The sequence below is a fragment of the Aquitalea magnusonii genome, assembly GCF_003202035.1.
GTDB lineage: Bacteria > Pseudomonadota > Gammaproteobacteria > Burkholderiales > Chromobacteriaceae > Aquitalea > Aquitalea magnusonii.
The window spans coordinates 32098-47335 of sequence record NZ_QJKC01000001.1 but is presented as its reverse complement, the minus strand read 5'-3'; the positions used below and the strand labels follow the sequence as shown (position 1 = coordinate 47335).

Sequence of the window (15238 nt, the reverse complement as noted above, 5' to 3'; positions counted from 1 at the left end):
GACTCGCTGCCACAGCAGCCCGCCCCCTCCGCGCAGCGGCGGCATGCCCGCGACCCGTCCTGTCAGACAGCTGCCGACGCCTCCCTGCCAGCAATCCGCCTTGCCCGCATACAAACCATCTTGATAACAGCTTTAAACAAATTTGGAGTAATCTGCCAAGACATGACCACCATGCGCCTGTGCGGCGGGCTGGTGGGTAGTGATGGGCAGCGCGGCACTGCGGCAATTTTTGAACAGAAGCTTATTTATGCAATAACAACGACTCGATATACTGCATAAAACAGCTTAATTGATGTCACTTTTTATAGCTTTAATTTAAAACGACGTCATATGCAGAAAGAAACAACGTGATTGACCTTACGCCCTCCTCCTGGTTGACGCAGCGCTTTGGCACGGACAGCCCGCGCTGGAGACTGCCGCCGGACTCCAACGCGCTTTATCTTTCCGATGCCGACGACCGGATGATCGTCGCCATCGCCCTGAGCAATGCCCAGGCCGAAGACGTGCGCAAACTGGAAGGCTCCACCGCCACCGTGGCCATCGAAACCCAGCTGGAAGGCATACCGCTGGGCCTGATCCTGATTGGCCGCCGCACCGACCATGACGAATGGCGCGGCGTGGCCACCTGGTGCAATGACACCGCCGCCGTGCGACGCGAGATGGAGCGCGGGCTGAATTTCTCCGAACAGGTCATTTCCGAAGTCAGCTCGCTGATCGTGATCGTGGACGACCAGGGCAATATCAAGCGCTTCAACCGCGAATGCGAACGGCTGTCCGGCAAGACCGAGGCCGAAGTCATGGGCAAGAACGCGCTGGAACTGTTTTTCTCGGCGGAAGAGTCGGAAAAGATCCGCGCCAATCTCACCACCTTTTTCCGCAGCATGCACAGCTGGGAAACCGAGCGCCACATCCTGACCAAGGATGGTCCGCGCCTGATCTGGTGGCGCAACCGGCTGGTGCGCAATGCCACGGTGGACCAGTGGTTTCTGGTCTGCTCCGGCACCGACATCACCGAGCAGCGCCGTGCACAGGCACGGCTGGAGGAACAGGCCAGCACCGACAGCACCACCGGCCTGCCCAATCGCCATGCCATCCAGAGCATCATCAATCTGGCCGTTGCCACCAGGCCGGTCAAACCCTTCGACCTGCTGTTCCTCGACCTGGACAACTTCAAGAACATCAACGATCACTATGGCCATGCCATCGGTGACCTGCTGATTGCCCGGGTCGGCCAGGCGCTGCGCGAGCAGATCGGCCCTGGCGACGTACTGGCACGCTTTGGCGGCGATGAATTCTTGCTGCTGCTCTACGATGCCACCCCGGAAAAAACCGCCAGCGTATGCCGCCAGATCCGCACGCTGATGGAAACGCCGTTTACCCTGCAACACATCCAGGTGTATTCCGGCTGCTCCATCGGCGTGGCCAGCTTTCCGGCCGACGGCGAGAGCCTGAGCGAGCTGGTGCGCAACGCCGATACCGCCATGTATGCCGCCAAGGCCGCCAACAAGGGCGGCGTGATGCATTTTTCGCGGGAGATGAACAACCACCTGCAGGAAAGCATGTGGCTGGATGGCGGCTTGCGCCAGGCGCTGCAGGAAGGCCAGTTCAGCCTGCACTACCAGCCGCAGGTCTGCCTGCGCAGCCGGCGCGCCACCTCGGTGGAGGCGCTGATCCGCTGGCAATCGAGCGAGCGCGGCATGGTGCCGCCGCTGAGCTTCATCCGCTATGCCGAAGATTCCGGCCTGATCAAGCCGATTGGCCGCTGGGTGATCCGCGAAGCCATGGCCCAGGCCAGGCGCTGGAGCAGCCTGCCGCAGCCGCTGCGCATTTCGGTCAATCTGTCGGCCCGCCAGCTGGGCGACCCCGAGCTGCTGTCCGACTTCATGGCCGCCATGCAGCAGCACGGTTTTAAGCGCTCGCCGCTGGATATCGAGCTGACCGAATCCTGCATCGCCTCGGACGAGGGGCGTACCATCGAGATCATGAGCGCGCTGCGTGCGCTGGGTGTCAACATCCACCTGGACGACTTCGGCACCGGCTATTCCTCGCTGTCGCAGCTGACCCGGCTGCCCTTGCAAGTCATCAAGATGGATCAAAGCTTTATCCGGGCCATTCCGGCTGATGCCCGTTCCATGGCACTGCTGCGCTCCATGGTGGCGGTGGCGCAGCAGCTGGATTTCCAGATCGTGGCCGAGGGGGTGGAAACCGACAGCCAGCTGGACTTCATCAGTGAGATAGGCGTCGACCTGGCCCAGGGCTATCATTTTGCCCGCCCCATGCCTGCCGACCAGCTGGAGCAATGGCTGCAGCAGCATGGCAAACCCTGAAGCGGGCCTGCCATGCCACTGGCTCAGCTGCCGCTACTCAGGCGCGAGCGCGCTTGTTCTGCAGCTGAACCAGTCTTTCCATATAGGCAATATCCTTGTCCTCCACTGACAGCGCGGTATCCACCCAGTCCTGGGTGATGTCCATCAACTCTTCGCGGTGGATGGGAAACACCCGGTGACGGGTGCGCAGCATGGCACGGATGCCGTTCAGCCTGGGCTGCAGGGTGTCGATGAAGGTTCTGGCAGCCATCACCCCCTCGCCCGGCTCGAACAGCTGGTCGGCCAGCCCCACTTCATGGTGCCAGGGCGCTCGCGGCGCCTCGCCCGAGGCAATCAGCTGCTCGGCCACCCTTTGCCCTGCCTTGCGCCCGACAAAGGAATAAGCCCCCATGCCGGGGAAAAGATTGAAGGAAATCTCGGGAAATCCCATTTTGGCATCCCGCTGCGCCAGCAGGAAATGATGGGCCAGCGCCGCCTCGAAACCACCGCCCAGGGCACTGCCCTCCACCAGCGCCAGGGTGATGACATTGCGGCCAAAGCCGCCGTCCAGATGGCACAGGATATCAATGCAACGGGTGGCATAGCTGGACAGCACAGCGCGCTGGCGCTGGCGTATTGCCTGGGAAAACAGGCTCAGATCACCGCCGGTGTTATACATGTGCGGCACGGTTGAGCCGGAAATGAAAAAATCAATCGGCAGCTTGCTGTCGCGCACCGCGCGGAACACCGCCTCCACATCGTCCAGCAAGGCCGGGTTGAAACTGGGGCGCGGGTGGGTATGCATCATCAGCCAGACAATGCGGCGGCTGCTTTCGTAGTAGGCGGTCAGTTGCGATGTGTGACCAGCTTCGGTAAAAATCTGGCAGTCTTTGTGGAATGCATCAGTCATGTCGGCTCCTTCATGAGCGTGGTGGAAAATCGATGGAACGTTTGATTTTCCAGCTTTGCCGCCAGCATAAACAGTGACCTCGGTTCATTCCATATGTTTTGAAAAATTTCAGCCATTTCGATTTATTTAAAGAAAACAACTGAAAATGCTGATTTTTGCCTATTCCTCCAGCTTTCCACCCATCATGATATTTATGCTGTTTTTTTCAAAAACCAGCTTGAACGCCAGACCGGCCACCGTGGCAGCTGGCGCTCATCACCCCTGAGCGGCAAGGCCAAGCCATGATCAGTGAAGAAATCACCCTGCGCAAACTGCAGATCCTGGCCGCCTTTGTGGCCAGTGGCAGCCTGGCACGCACTGCCGAACGCATGCAGATGAGTACCGTCAGCGTGCACCGCGCCCTGCATTCGCTGGAAGACGCCATGCGCTGCCCCCTGTTCCGCAACGAAGGCCGCCGGCTGATTGCCTTGCCCGCGGCGCTGGCACTGGCCGAGGCAGCCGAGGACGCCGGACGGACCCTGGAAGCCGGCATCCGCAAAGCGCGGGAAAAAGCCGGTTTTGGCGCGGCCCAGCTGAAAATCGGCGCCATGTACTCGCTGACGGTGGAACTGATTCCGCGGCTGGTGATGGGGGTCAAGCTGCGCCGGCCGGAACTGGCCATCGAGTTGCAGCTGGGCTCCAACGCCCAGTTGCTGGACAAGCTGCAAGCCCAGGATGTGGACGCCTTGCTGATGTCGCTGCCAGCCGATGGCAACCTGCCGGGCTTGCTGGCGGTACCGCTGTTCGAAGACCAGCTGTTTCTTGCCTCCTCGCTGGCCGGCCCGGCACCGGCAGCCGCCATGGCCGATCTGGCCGCCTGCCGCCATGAAAAATTCGTCGCCCTCAGCGACGGTTTTGCCACCAGCCGCGACTTCCAGCGCCTGTTCGAGCAAGCCGGTTACCAGCCGGATGTGGTGATGCGGGTGGATGACATTTTCTCGCTGATGAACCTGGTGGCCGCCGGCGTGGGCCTCAGCTTGCTGCCCGGCCGGGTCAGCTCGCTGTTTGCCGGGCGCATCCGCTTCACCCCGCTGACCCCGGAGTGGCGCTGCACCCAGCATATCGGCCTGTTGCTGCAGGAATGCCGCGAGCGTGACCCCAACCTGCTGGCCTTGCTGGCCGAAGCGCGCATGCTGGGACAGCAGATATCGGCCAGTGGCCTTGCCGCCAAACCATTAGCCTCAGGCTAACAATTCGACAGCCAGCTTGATTGATGGCCAGCCTGCCAGCGCCTACCTTGCAGACATTCTCATCTGCGATATGGAGCACCCATGCTGGCAGCCTCACCCCCCTCCCCGGTCTGGAATCGCCGCCGTAATGAAAAGCGCCGCCGCATCGAGCTGGCCAGCCACCTGGCCAGCGGCCGCATCCTGCCCACCGACCAGCTGACGGCTGCGCTGGAAATCCTGATCGCCCCCGGCGACCGCGTGGTGCTGGAAGGCAATAACCAGAAACAGGCCGACTTCCTGTCGCGCAGCCTGGCCCGCACCAATCCGGCCCGGCTGCACGATCTGCACATGATCATCCCCAGTGTGGGCCGGCCCGAGCATCTGGATATTTTCGAAAGCGGCATTGCCCGCAAGCTGGACTTTTCCTTCTCCGGCCCGCAAAGCCTGCGTATCGGCCAGCTGCTACAGGATGGCTGTCTGGAAATCGGTGCCATCCATACTTATGTCGAGCTGTATGCGCGGCTGTTTGTCGACCTCACCCCCAATGTCGCGCTGGTGGCCGCCTATCAGGCCGACCGCCACGGCAATCTCTACACCGGCCCCAGCACCGAGGACACCCCGGCGCTGGTGGAAGCCACCGCCTTTCGCGACGGCATCGTCATTGCCCAGGTCAATGAAATTGTCGACGACCCGTCCGAACTCACCCGCGTGGACATTCCAGCCGACTGGGTGGATTTCGTGGTACTGGCCGACCGCCCCTTCTTTATCGAACCGCTGTTCACCCGCGACCCGCGCCTGATCAAGCCGGTACACGTGCTGATGGCCATGATGGCCATTCGCGGCATCTACGAGCGGCACCAGGTGCAATCGCTCAACCACGGCCTGGGCTTCAATACTGCCGCCATCGAACTGCTGCTGCCCACCTACGGCGAGCAACTGGGACTGAAAGGCAAGATCTGCCGCCACTGGACGCTGAACCCGCATCCGACGCTGATCCCGGCCATCGAAAGCGGCTGGGTGGACAGCGTGCACTGCTTTGGCGGCGAACTGGGCATGGAAGCCTATGTGGCGGCCCGCTCCGATGTGTTCTTTACCGGCCGGGACGGCTCGCTGCGCTCCAACCGCGCCTTCTGCCAGATGGCCGGACAGTACGCGGTGGACATGTTCATCGGCTCCACCCTGCAAATGGATGGCGACGGCCACTCCTCCACCGTCACCCATGGCCGGCTGTCCGGCTTTGGCGGCGCACCCAATATGGGCCACGACCCGCATGGCCGGCGCCATGCCAGCCCGGCCTGGCTGGACCTGATCCAGACCGACAGCCTGCTGGCCCGTGGCCGCAAGCTGGTGGTGCAAATGGTGGAAACCTTCCAGGGCAACGGCCAGCCCACCATCGTGGAAAGCCTGGACGCGGTGGAAGTGGCGCGCAACAGCGGCATGCCGCTGGCTCCGGTGATGATTTACGGCGACGACGTCAGCCATGTGCTGACCGAAGAAGGCATTGCCTATCTGTACAAGGCCGAATCACTGGAACAGCGCCGGCAGATGATTGCCGCCGTGGCCGGCATCACCCCCATCGGCCTGCGCCACGACCCGGCCAGCACCGCCGCCCTGCGCCAGGCCGGACTGGTGGCCCTGCCGGAAGACCTGGGCATCCGCCGCAGCGAGGCCAGCCGTTCGCTGCTGGCCGCCAAGAGCATGGCCGAGCTGGTGAGCTGGTCGGACGGGCTGTACCAGCCGCCGGCCCGCTTCCGGAGCTGGTAATGCGGCGCGCCCTCGCACCCGATCCGGCCGGGCAACTGGCCAGCCAGCTGGCGGCACTGGCCTGCCAGTCGCTGCTGGATGAAGCCCGGCTGGCACCCAAGCCCGGACTGGTGGACAGCCGTGGCAATGGCGCCCACAGCGACCTCAACCTGGAACTGATGTGCCGCTCGGCCCGCGCCTTGCAGCCGGCCTTTTTCGCCATGGCCAATGCCGCCTGGCGGCAAACACCATCGACCACCCTGCGCGAACAGCTGGGCAGCCTGGGCCGCAGCGGCGAACAGGCCATGCTGCAGGCCAGTGGCGGCGTCAACACCCATCGCGGCGCCATCTGGGCCATCGGCCTGCTGGTGGCGGCTGCCGCCATGGATGCCAGCCAGCTGCAGGCGGCTGCGGTATGCCAGCGCGCCGCCGCACTGGCCAGGCTGCCGGACCGCCTGCTGCCGGCACAGCCGCGCAAGGGCGAGCTGGCCTGCCAGCGCTACGGCGTGGGCGGTGCCCGTGGCGAAGCGCAGCAGGGCTTTCCACACATCACCCGGCTGGCCCTGCCCGCCTTGCAGGCCAGCCGCGCGCGCGGCGACGGCGAAGTGAATGCCCGGCTCAATGCCCTGCTGGCCATCATGAGCCGGCTGGACGACACCTGCCTGCTGTCGCGTGGCGGCATGCCGGGGCTGACCCTGGTGCAGGCCGGGGCAGCAAAGGTACTAGCTGCCGGTGGCGTGGCCACCCTGCCCGGCCGCCGCCGGCTTTATCAACTGGAAAAAGACATGCTGGCGCAGCGCCTGTCACCGGGTGGCGCGGCCGACCTGCTGGCCGCCACCCTGCTGCTGGACCGGCTGCCCGCCATGGCCGCCAACTGACACCTAGCAATGAAGGAGGAATCATGGAAAAACTGCACCTGGACTACCCGGCCGGTGCGCCGGCCACCCGCCGTGTGCTGGCCGGCGTGGTGGCCTCAGGCGACCTGGAAGTGCTGATCACACCAGCCGCCGCAGGGCTCTGCCACATCGTGATACACAGCGCCGCCGATGGCAGTGCCGCGCGCTGGCGCGCCCAGCTCGACCGCTTGTTTGCCAACGGCAAGGCTGCTGCCATGCAGATGGAAATCAATGATTTTGCGGCCACCCCCGGCGTGATCAGCCTGCGGCTGGCCCAGGCCCTGGAGGAACTGTCCGCATGAGCCATCAACAAGACATCGCCCGCCTGCTGCAAGGTCACAGCTTTATCGAGCTGAGCGCCCGCGAACGCGCCCACAGCCTGCTGGATGCCGGCAGCAGCCGCGAACTGGCCGGTCCATTTGACCGGCAATACTCACCCTGGCTGGGGGCGCAGGGCATCGTGGCCCAGGCCGATGACGGCGTGGTCATCTGCAAGGGCCTGCTGGATGGCCAGCCGGCGGTGATTGCCGCCATCGAAGGCGGTTTCCAGGGCGGCAGCCTGGGCGAAGTGGGCGGGGCCAAGCTGGTCTCTGCACTGGAGCTGGCGGCGACAGACAATCGCCAGGGCATTCCCACCCGTGCCGTCATCCTGTTTGAAACCGGCGGCGTGCGCCTGCAAGAGGCCAATCTCGGCCTGGCCGCCATTGCCGAAATCCATGCCGCCATTGTCGACCTGGCCCGCTATCAGCCGGTGATCGGCATCATCGCCGGCACCGTGGGCTGCTTTGGCGGCATGTCGATTGCCGCCGGCCTGTGCAGTTATCTGATCGTCACCCGCGAAGCGCGACTGGGGCTGAACGGCCCGCAAGTGATCGAACAGGAAGCCGGCGTGGCGGAATACGACTCGCGCAACCGGCCCTTCATCTGGAGCCTCACCGGCGGCGAACAGCGCCGGGTCTGCGGACTGGCCGATGCCCTGCTGGACGACGACAGTGTGCTGATCCGCCAGCAACTGCTGGACTTCATCGCCCGCGGCCTGCCCGAGCAGCCGCGTCACCGGCGCAGCCAGCACATGTTGCAAAGGCTGCTGGCCATGGACAGCACTAGCCAGGCCGATGCCGCTTCAGCCCGTCAGTTTTTCCAGTCAGGAGCCAAGCCATGAGCCAGCCCTCCATCAGCCAGCGCGGCCGCGACTGGTTTAACGCCCTGTGTGGCCAGTCCCCGCTGCAGCAAGGCTTGCCGCCATCCCTGCTGGTGACGGATGCCGAACTGGCCGGGCAGCCGGCACGCTATATCGCGGTAGTGGCCGACCCGCACAACCCGTTTGAACGCGCCCGCCATGGCGAGGTGGGCCTGCTGGAAGGCTGGGCACTGGCCGCCGCCATCGACGCCGCGGTGGAAGCCGACCGTCTGCAGCCCGGCAAGCGCGCCATCGTCGCCATCATCGATGTTCCCAGCCAGGCCTATGGCCGGCGCGAAGAAGCCTATGGCATCCACCAGGCGCTGGCCGCCGCCGCGGCAGCCTATGCCGGCGCCCGGCTGGCCGGCCACCCGGTGATCGGGCTGATTGTCGGCAAGGCCATGTCCGGCGCCTTCCTGGCCCACGGCTACCAGGCCAACCGCCTGCTGGCGCTGGACGATGCCGGGGTGATGGTGCATGCCATGGGCAAGCAGGCCGCCGCCCGCATCACCCTGCGCACGGTGGAAGAGCTGGAAAAGCTGGCCGCCAGCATCCCGCCCATGGCCTATGACATTGCCAGCTACGCCAGCCTGGGCTTGCTGTGGCGACTGCTGAAGACCGCACAGCCGGACCAGCCCACCGCGGCCGACCTGCAGCTGGTGCGTGACGCGCTGGCCGCGGCACTGCTGGACATCCAGGCCGACCCGCAGCGCGACCTGCACCAGCGCTTGCACGGCGAACACCGCCTGGCCACGCGCAAGGTCCGTACGCTGCTGCAAGCGCAATGGGCAGAAATAGGAGGCTAAAACCAGCAAACATCAGGGCGCATGGCCAATACTGCGGTAACAGGTGAACACAATATGACAATACAAAGGAGAGACACACCATGATCATCTACGGAACTGCCTTGCTGGCAGCCTGCCACTTGCTGGGCCTGTTTCTGGGCGACCTGCTGGGCAGCCTGATCGGCGTCAAATCGAATGTCGGCGGCGTGGGCATTGCCATGTTGCTGCTGATTTTCGCCCGGCTCTACCTGCACAAGCGTGGCCTGCTGCCACAGGAAACCGAACAGGGCGTCGCCTTCTGGGGTGCCATGTACATTCCGGTGGTGGTGGCCATGGCCGCCACGCAGAACGTGGTTGCCGCCCTGCGCGGCGGGCCGGTGGCCGTGCTGGGTGCACTGGGCGCGGTCGTGGTATGCGGCTGCGTCATCGCCCTGCTCAATCGCGGCGGCAGCCAGCAGGCATGGCAGCCGGAAGCCGAAACCCCACAAGACCCACTGGCCTGATACAGGAGCAACATCATGCAAATGCTGGAAAAAGTATTGGCACACAACGGGCTGGTAACGGCCTTCCTGCTGGTGGGCATCATCACCTGGCTGTCCGCCCGGCTGTCGCGCCGGCTGACGCTGGGCCGGGTGCATGGCTCGGCCATTGCCATCCTCATTGGCCTGGGCCTGGCCTATTACGGTGGCGTGCTCACCGGCAAGCAAAGCGGCCTGGCAGACATTTCGCTGTTTTCCGGCATCGGGCTGATGGGCGGCGCCATGCTGCGCGACTTCGCCATCGTGGCCACGGCCTTTGAAGTACAGGTCACCGAAGCACGCAAGGCCGGGCTGATCGGCGCCTGCTCGCTGCTGCTGGGGACGGTGCTGCCGTTTATCGTCGGCGCCAGCATTGCCCATGCCTTTGGCTACCGTGACGTGGTGAGCATGACCACCATCGGTGCCGGTGCCATCACCTATATTGTCGGCCCGGTAACCGGGGCGGCACTGGGGGCCAGCTCGGACGTGATGGCGCTGAGCATTGCCACCGGCCTGCTCAAGGCCATCATGGTGATGGTGGGCACACCGTTTGCCGCCCGCTTCCTCGGCCTGAACAATCCGCGCTCGGCCATGGTGTTCGGCGGGCTGGCCGGCACCGTGAGCGGTGTCTCGGCTGGCCTTGCCGCCACCGACCGCCGGCTGGTGCCCTATGGCGCGCTGGTGGCCACCTTCCATACCGGGCTGGGCTGCCTGCTGGGGCCATCGGCACTCTACCTGGCCACCAAGGCCATCATGGCCTGATAGCAACCTCCTCTTTACTTCAGCTGCTGAAGTAAAGTCTTGTCGCGGCAGCGCTGGTCGCTGCCGTCTTTTTTTTCAGGAGTTTCCGATGGGCCATCCCTGTCTCCCGCACGATCTGCTCTGGCTGGACAGGGCTGCGGCGCTCATGGCCGACAGCACGCTGCCGGACTGGCTGCCACGGCACTGGCACCCCGGCCTGCCGGTGGTGGTGCGCCGCGCCGCCGCCAGACCCGGCCTGATTGCGGTCGGGGTGCGCGGTCCGCTGCGTACACAGCGCTCTGCCTTGTGGGCCAGCAGCCAGCAACTATGCCGGGTGCTCAGCCCGGAGCAAGTGGCGGCACAACAAGGCTGGCGGCAACATCCGCGCCTGGCCGAGCTGCCGGCATTGCAGGCGCTGCAGCAGGCCCACGCTGCCCTGCAAGACTGCGGCCTCGTCTGGGGCATTACCGGCAGTGCCGGGTTCGAGCTGGCTACCGGCCAGGCCACCCTTAGCAGCAACAGCGATCTGGACCTGCTGCTGCGCTGTCCGCAGCCCCCGGCGCGTTCGCGCATGCAAACACTGGCGGCAACGCTGGCAGGGCTGCCTTGCCGCGTGGATGTCCAGCTGCAGACCCCCACTGGCGGCGTGGCACTGGAGGAGTGGCTGCGCGGGGGCCGGGTGCTGGTCAAGACCGCCAGCGGCCCGCTGCTGCTGGATGAGCCGCTGGCAGCATGGCCGGGCAGCCGGCTTAACGCGATGGAGCAATGCCGATGAGCATCCTGTTTGTCTTTCCCGGCCAGGGCAGCCAGCGCCCCGGCATGTTGCAGCAGCTGCCAGCGCATGCCGCCTGTCAGGCCGTGCTGGCCGAGGCGGAAGCCGTACTGGGCAGCTCGCCGTACTTGCTGGACTCTGCCGCCGCGCTGCGTTCCACCGTGGCGGTGCAGCTCTGCCTGCTGATTGCCGGCGTGGCCTCGGCCCGCCTGCTGCAAGCAGAAGGCATCCAGCCACAGATGGTGGCCGGTTTGTCGATTGGCGCCTTTGCCGCCGCCGTGGTGGCCGAGGCACTGCCGCTGGCCGCCGCCCTGCGCCTGGTACGGCGGCGCGGCCAGCTGATGGAACAGGCTTATCCGCAGGGCTATGGCATGAGCGTGGTATCCGGGCTGGCCCTGCCGCAGCTGGACAGCCTGCTGGCGCAGCTGCGGGCTGCCGGCAGCCCGCTTTATCTGGCCAATATCAATGCCGAGCGCCAGCTGGTGGTGGCCGGCAGCGAGATTGGCCTGCAGCAGCTGGCCAGCCTGATCCAGACCGGAGGAGCCGGCCGCTGCCAGCGGCTGGACATCAGCGTGCCCTCGCATTGCAGCCTGCTGGATGAAGCCGCCAGCGCGCTGCGCCAGGATGTCGCCCGCATCAGCCTGGCCACACCGCGGCTGGACTACCTCAGCGCCAATGCCGCCCGCGTGCTGCGGCGGCCCGAGCAGATTGCCGATGACCTGGCCGGCAATATGGCACGGCTGGTGCGCTGGCACGACTGCAGCCGGCTGGCTTATGAACGCGGCGCGCGGCTGGCGGTGGAAATGCTGCCGGGCAGCACGCTCAGCCGGCTGCTGAAGCCGGTGTTTGCCCAAGGGGTGGTGATGAACATGGCACAGGACCGGCTGGACAGCCTGCAGGCCCAGGCGCGCCGGGCCCAGGCCGAGGACTAGTACCGGCTACAAGGCAGCCAGCACCGCATCCAGCGCATCCAGCAGCAGGTCGGCATGTTCACGGGCAAACGGCAGCTGCGGCCGCAGCTTGAGGATATTGCCGGCCGGGCCGGTGGCACTGAGCAGGATGCGCCGCTCGCGCAGTGCATTGACCACACGGGTGGCGGCGGCCGTGGCCGGCTGTTTGCCGTGGCGGTCGGTCACCAGCTCCACGCCAAGGAAAAAACCGGCGCCGCGCACATCGCCAATCAGCGCATGCTTGCCGGCCAGCGCCTGCAGCCCGGCCTTGAGATACGCCCCGGTGACATGGGCATTGTGCTGCAAACCCTCCTGTTCGATGACCTCCAGCACTGCCATGCCGGCAGCGCAGGACACCGGATTGCCACCAAAGGTATTGAAGTAGCGCACCCGGCTGCCAAAGGCATCGATGATGTCGGCGCGTGCCGCCAGCCCGGCCAGCGGGTGACCATTGCCCATGGGCTTGCCCATGGTGACGATGTCCGGCACCACGCCATGACGCTGAAAGCCCCAGAAATGGCTGCCGCTGCGGGCAAAACCGGCCTGCACCTCGTCGGCAATGAACAAGCCGCCTGCCGCGTGAATGGCATCCACCGCACCAGCCAGGAAACCGGGCGGATCGGCAAAGACGCCATCGCTGGTAAACAGCGTATCCACCAGCAGCGCTGCCGGGCGGACGCCGTGGCGCTGCAAATCGGCAATCGCCGCCTGAACATCACAGGTAAATTGCTCTGCCACTTGCTGCGCGTTACCACGATAGCCATCCGGCGACGCCACGGTACGCACATTCGGCCCCAGCGCCACGCCTTCGCCAAAGGCTGGCGAACAGGCTGCCACACTGCTGGTAACGCCATGGTAGGCATGGGAGCTGACAATCACCCCTTGCCCACCGCTGAAATTGTTCGCCAGCCGCAAGGCCAGGTCGTTGGCCTCGCTGCCGGTGCAGGTAAACATGGCCTGATAACCGGGCATGGCCAGCGTGGCCAGCAGGCGCTCGGCGTAATCGACAATGCCTTGGTCAAGGTAACGGGTATGGGTGTTGAGGGTGGCCGCCTGGCGGGCAATGGCCGCCACCACCTGCGGGTGGCTGTGCCCCACCGAGGCAACATTGTTATACACATCCAGATAGGGCTGGCCGGCCGCGTCGTACAGCCACACGCCCTCGCCGCGCAGCAGATGCAGGGGCTGCTGGTAAAACAGGCGGTAAGCCTGACCCAGCGCCTGTTGCCGACGGCGGATCAGCGCCTGCTCGCTGGCAGGCAGGCTGGCCAGCGTGTTCGGGTCAAAGGCATTGGCCATGCGTTGGTCTGGGGGATTCATGCTTGTCCTTTCGTCTGGCACAAGGGCTGCAGATAGGCACTGGCGCGCGCCGGGCCAAAGGCGGCCAGCCGTTGCAGGCCGTCCCAGCTCAGGCCGTTATTGCGCAGGATGTAACTGCGGTTTTCCGGATAACGCGCCGCCCGCCAGCCGGTAATGGTGACCGTCATGCACAGCCGGGTCATGATCAGTGGGTAAAGCAGATCGATTTCGCCCGGCAGCAAGGGACAGACGGCGTGATAGCCGGCAATCAGCTCACCGGCGCCATCCAGCGGGTTTTCACTGCTGGACAGCTGGTAGGAACAGGCCACCGCCAGCTCGTTGATCAAGGGCGCTTGCACCATGTCGCCAAAGTCGATCAGGCCGGCGGTGCGGATCTGGTCTTGTGGATCGACCAGCACATTGTGCGGGTTCAGGTCATTGTGAATCACCTGGCGGCGCAAACCGGCCAGCTGCGGCTGCACCTGCTGCATGAAGTGGGCCAGCCAGTCGGCCAACAGCGTTTTTTGCGCGCTGTCCGGCGTTTCGTCCAGCAGGGGCTGTAGCCGCTGGGCATGCTGGATATCCCACAGCAACGGGTGATGGGCCGCCGGGTGGGCATAATCGCGCAAGGCATTGTCCAGCCGCCCCAGCGTCTGCCCCAGATGACGGCGCTGGGCCGCACTACGCTGAATCTGGTGCAAGGGCTGGCCAGCCAGATAGCTGAGCAGGCGCAGCACGCGCTGGCTGCCATCGGCCAGCGCCACCACGGCATAAGGCTGGCCGTCGTGGCGCGGCAGCAGCTGCGGAATGGGCAGGCTTGGGTCCGCTGCCCGCGCATGCAGCAAGGCACGGCTCTGGAAATCGGTAACGGCACGGTTTTCCGCCGGATGGCTCAGCTTCAGCACATATTCGCGGCCATCGTAGCCGCGGATATGGAAGTTGGCATCGCGCTCGCTATTGAGCGGGCTGGCCACACCGCGCAGGCGGTAATGCTGCCACAGCAGTGCGGTGGCCTCGCTGCACTCCACCGGCGCGGCGGCGGTGGCAAACAGCTGGTCGATCACACCTTGGGACACGGCTGGGGACACGGTTTCACACATGCTGGCCACCGTTGATGTGGATTTCCGAGCCATTGATATAGGAAGAGTGGCCGGAGCAGAGAAAGTAAATGGCCTCGGCCACTTCGTGCGGCGTTCCCAGACGGTGCATCGGCACATCGCGCTCCACGATGCGGGCGGTATCCGGCGACAGGATGGCGGTGTCGATTTCCCCCGGCGCAATGGCATTGGCACGGATGCCATGCGGGCCAAACTCGTGCGCCAGCTCGCGGGTCAGCGCCGCCAGCCCGGCCTTGGAGGCGGCATAGGCCACGCCGGCAAACGGGTGCACGCGCGAGCCGGCGATCGAGGTGACATTGACGATGGAGCCCTGCCCCTTTTTCAGCTCGGCAAACAGGCCGCGTGCCAGCAAGGCGGTGGAGACCAGATTGACATTCAGCACCCGGCTCCAGACATCGGCATCGCTGGCCAGAATGCCCAGCCGCTCGCCCTGCGGCCCCTTGGGCGAGATACCGGCATTGTTCACCAGCGCGTGCAGCTCGCCATTGGGCAGGCGGCTTTGTACTTCGGCAATCAGCTGCTCGAGGCAGGACAGGTCGGACAGATCGGCCTGGATATGGCTTTGCCGTGCCGATGGCCACAGGCAGGCTTCGGAAAACGGCTGGCGCGACACGGTGAAGATCTGCCAGTCATGCTCCTGAAACAGCTTGACCGTGGCATGGCCGATGCCGCGACTGGCACCGGTCAACAGCATATAGCGGGTGGATGGGGACATGGCATGACTCCTGTCAGCAGGATGGCGGCAGCAGCACGCGGCTGCATCAGATTATGATTCATCAAATTATGATGCATCATATTTGCTGCATTTCATT

At 64.9% G+C, this 15238-nt stretch carries 15 protein-coding genes; 11 read left to right on the top strand and 4 right to left on the bottom strand.

The features are described from left to right. The first annotated feature begins 347 nt into the window (after positions 1-347). Positions 348-2327, top strand: coding sequence for a cyclic di-GMP phosphodiesterase (gene pdeR / locus DFR38_RS00190; protein ID WP_059286394.1), 1980 nt, complete (start codon positions 348-350; stop codon positions 2325-2327). 37 nt (positions 2328-2364) lie between these two features. On the opposite strand, the gene DFR38_RS00185 is transcribed toward pdeR, so the two are convergent. Continuing rightward, a complete protein-coding gene (locus tag DFR38_RS00185) occupies positions 2365-3216 on the bottom strand; it encodes a crotonase/enoyl-CoA hydratase family protein (RefSeq protein WP_059286395.1) in 852 nt (283 codons plus the stop codon). 281 nt (positions 3217-3497) lie between these two features. Between DFR38_RS00185 and DFR38_RS00180 the strand changes: the two genes are divergently transcribed. The 10 genes from DFR38_RS00180 (at position 3498) to mdcH (ending at position 11991) form a co-directional block, all read left to right on the top strand. After that, on the top strand, positions 3498-4445 hold the full coding sequence (locus tag DFR38_RS00180; protein ID WP_059286396.1) for a LysR family transcriptional regulator: 948 nt from the start codon (positions 3498-3500) through the stop codon (positions 4443-4445). Positions 4446-4526: 81 nt separating this feature from the next. After that, complete coding sequence (gene mdcA, locus DFR38_RS00175) at positions 4527-6188, top strand: malonate decarboxylase subunit alpha (RefSeq protein WP_110312823.1); 1662 nt, start codon at positions 4527-4529, stop codon at positions 6186-6188. Next, positions 6188-7045, top strand: a complete 858-nt coding sequence (locus DFR38_RS00170) for a triphosphoribosyl-dephospho-CoA synthase (protein ID WP_110312822.1) — start codon at positions 6188-6190, stop codon at positions 7043-7045. The genes mdcA and DFR38_RS00170 overlap by 1 nt, the downstream gene beginning before the upstream one ends. Before the next feature lie 23 nt (positions 7046-7068). After that, complete coding sequence (locus tag DFR38_RS00165) at positions 7069-7365, top strand: malonate decarboxylase subunit delta (protein ID WP_059287673.1); 297 nt, start codon at positions 7069-7071, stop codon at positions 7363-7365. After that, positions 7362-8225: a biotin-independent malonate decarboxylase subunit beta gene (locus tag DFR38_RS00160; protein WP_059287672.1), complete on the top strand. Its 864-nt coding sequence runs from the start codon at positions 7362-7364 to the stop codon at positions 8223-8225. The genes DFR38_RS00165 and DFR38_RS00160 overlap by 4 nt, the downstream gene beginning before the upstream one ends. Next, a complete protein-coding gene (mdcE, locus tag DFR38_RS00155) occupies positions 8222-9049 on the top strand; it encodes a biotin-independent malonate decarboxylase subunit gamma (protein ID WP_110312821.1) in 828 nt (275 codons plus the stop codon). Before DFR38_RS00160 ends, mdcE begins: the two co-directional genes overlap by 4 nt. An 80-nt stretch (positions 9050-9129) precedes the next feature. Next, positions 9130-9531: a malonate transporter subunit MadL gene (gene madL / locus DFR38_RS00150; protein ID WP_110312820.1), complete on the top strand. Its 402-nt coding sequence runs from the start codon at positions 9130-9132 to the stop codon at positions 9529-9531. Between the two features lie 15 nt (positions 9532-9546). Continuing rightward, the gene (gene madM / locus DFR38_RS00145; protein WP_218645235.1) at positions 9547-10308 is read left to right on the top strand and encodes a malonate transporter subunit MadM; all 762 of its coding nucleotides are present in this window, start codon (positions 9547-9549) and stop codon (positions 10306-10308) included. Between the two features lie 88 nt (positions 10309-10396). After that, the gene (locus DFR38_RS00140) at positions 10397-11062 is read left to right on the top strand and encodes a malonate decarboxylase holo-ACP synthase (protein ID WP_110312818.1); all 666 of its coding nucleotides are present in this window, start codon (positions 10397-10399) and stop codon (positions 11060-11062) included. Continuing rightward, positions 11059-11991, top strand: coding sequence for a malonate decarboxylase subunit epsilon (gene mdcH / locus DFR38_RS00135; protein WP_110312817.1), 933 nt, complete (start codon positions 11059-11061; stop codon positions 11989-11991). The genes DFR38_RS00140 and mdcH overlap by 4 nt, the downstream gene beginning before the upstream one ends. A 6-nt stretch (positions 11992-11997) precedes the next feature. On the opposite strand, the gene DFR38_RS00130 is transcribed toward mdcH, so the two are convergent. Genes DFR38_RS00130 through DFR38_RS00120 form a run of 3 tightly spaced genes read right to left on the bottom strand, consistent with a single transcriptional unit; the run spans position 11998 to position 15141 of the window. Next, complete coding sequence (locus DFR38_RS00130; RefSeq protein ID WP_204377595.1) at positions 11998-13329, bottom strand: aspartate aminotransferase family protein; 1332 nt, start codon at positions 13327-13329, stop codon at positions 11998-12000. After that, the gene (locus tag DFR38_RS00125) at positions 13326-14408 is read right to left on the bottom strand and encodes a phosphotransferase (RefSeq protein ID WP_158527662.1); all 1083 of its coding nucleotides are present in this window, start codon (positions 14406-14408) and stop codon (positions 13326-13328) included. Before DFR38_RS00125 ends, DFR38_RS00130 begins: the two co-directional genes overlap by 4 nt. Then, complete coding sequence (locus tag DFR38_RS00120; RefSeq protein ID WP_110312815.1) at positions 14401-15141, bottom strand: SDR family NAD(P)-dependent oxidoreductase; 741 nt, start codon at positions 15139-15141, stop codon at positions 14401-14403. Before DFR38_RS00120 ends, DFR38_RS00125 begins: the two co-directional genes overlap by 8 nt. Between the last annotated feature and the right edge of the window lie 97 nt (positions 15142-15238).

Excerpts from the sequence above, each read along its gene's own strand:
- mdcE (WP_110312821.1), top strand. The coding sequence starts at position 8,222 with ATGAGCCAGCCCTCCATCAGCCAGCGCGGCCGCGACTGGTTTAACGCC.
- madM (WP_218645235.1), top strand. The coding sequence starts at position 9,547 with ATGCAAATGCTGGAAAAAGTATTGGCACACAACGGGCTGGTAACGGCC.
- madL (WP_110312820.1), top strand. The coding sequence starts at position 9,130 with ATGATCATCTACGGAACTGCCTTGCTGGCAGCCTGCCACTTGCTGGGC.
- mdcA (WP_110312823.1), top strand. The coding sequence starts at position 4,527 with ATGCTGGCAGCCTCACCCCCCTCCCCGGTCTGGAATCGCCGCCGTAAT.
- DFR38_RS00165 (WP_059287673.1), top strand. The coding sequence starts at position 7,069 with ATGGAAAAACTGCACCTGGACTACCCGGCCGGTGCGCCGGCCACCCGC.
- DFR38_RS00140 (WP_110312818.1), top strand. The coding sequence starts at position 10,397 with ATGGGCCATCCCTGTCTCCCGCACGATCTGCTCTGGCTGGACAGGGCT.
- DFR38_RS00185 (WP_059286395.1), bottom strand. The coding sequence starts at position 3,216 with ATGACTGATGCATTCCACAAAGACTGCCAGATTTTTACCGAAGCTGGT.
- DFR38_RS00180 (WP_059286396.1), top strand. The coding sequence starts at position 3,498 with ATGATCAGTGAAGAAATCACCCTGCGCAAACTGCAGATCCTGGCCGCC.
- DFR38_RS00130 (WP_204377595.1), bottom strand. The coding sequence starts at position 13,329 with ATGAATCCCCCAGACCAACGCATGGCCAATGCCTTTGACCCGAACACG.
- DFR38_RS00120 (WP_110312815.1), bottom strand. The coding sequence starts at position 15,141 with ATGTCCCCATCCACCCGCTATATGCTGTTGACCGGTGCCAGTCGCGGC.
- mdcH (WP_110312817.1), top strand. The coding sequence starts at position 11,059 with ATGAGCATCCTGTTTGTCTTTCCCGGCCAGGGCAGCCAGCGCCCCGGC.
- DFR38_RS00170 (WP_110312822.1), top strand. The coding sequence starts at position 6,188 with ATGCGGCGCGCCCTCGCACCCGATCCGGCCGGGCAACTGGCCAGCCAG.
- DFR38_RS00160 (WP_059287672.1), top strand. The coding sequence starts at position 7,362 with ATGAGCCATCAACAAGACATCGCCCGCCTGCTGCAAGGTCACAGCTTT.
- DFR38_RS00125 (WP_158527662.1), bottom strand. The coding sequence starts at position 14,408 with ATGTGTGAAACCGTGTCCCCAGCCGTGTCCCAAGGTGTGATCGACCAG.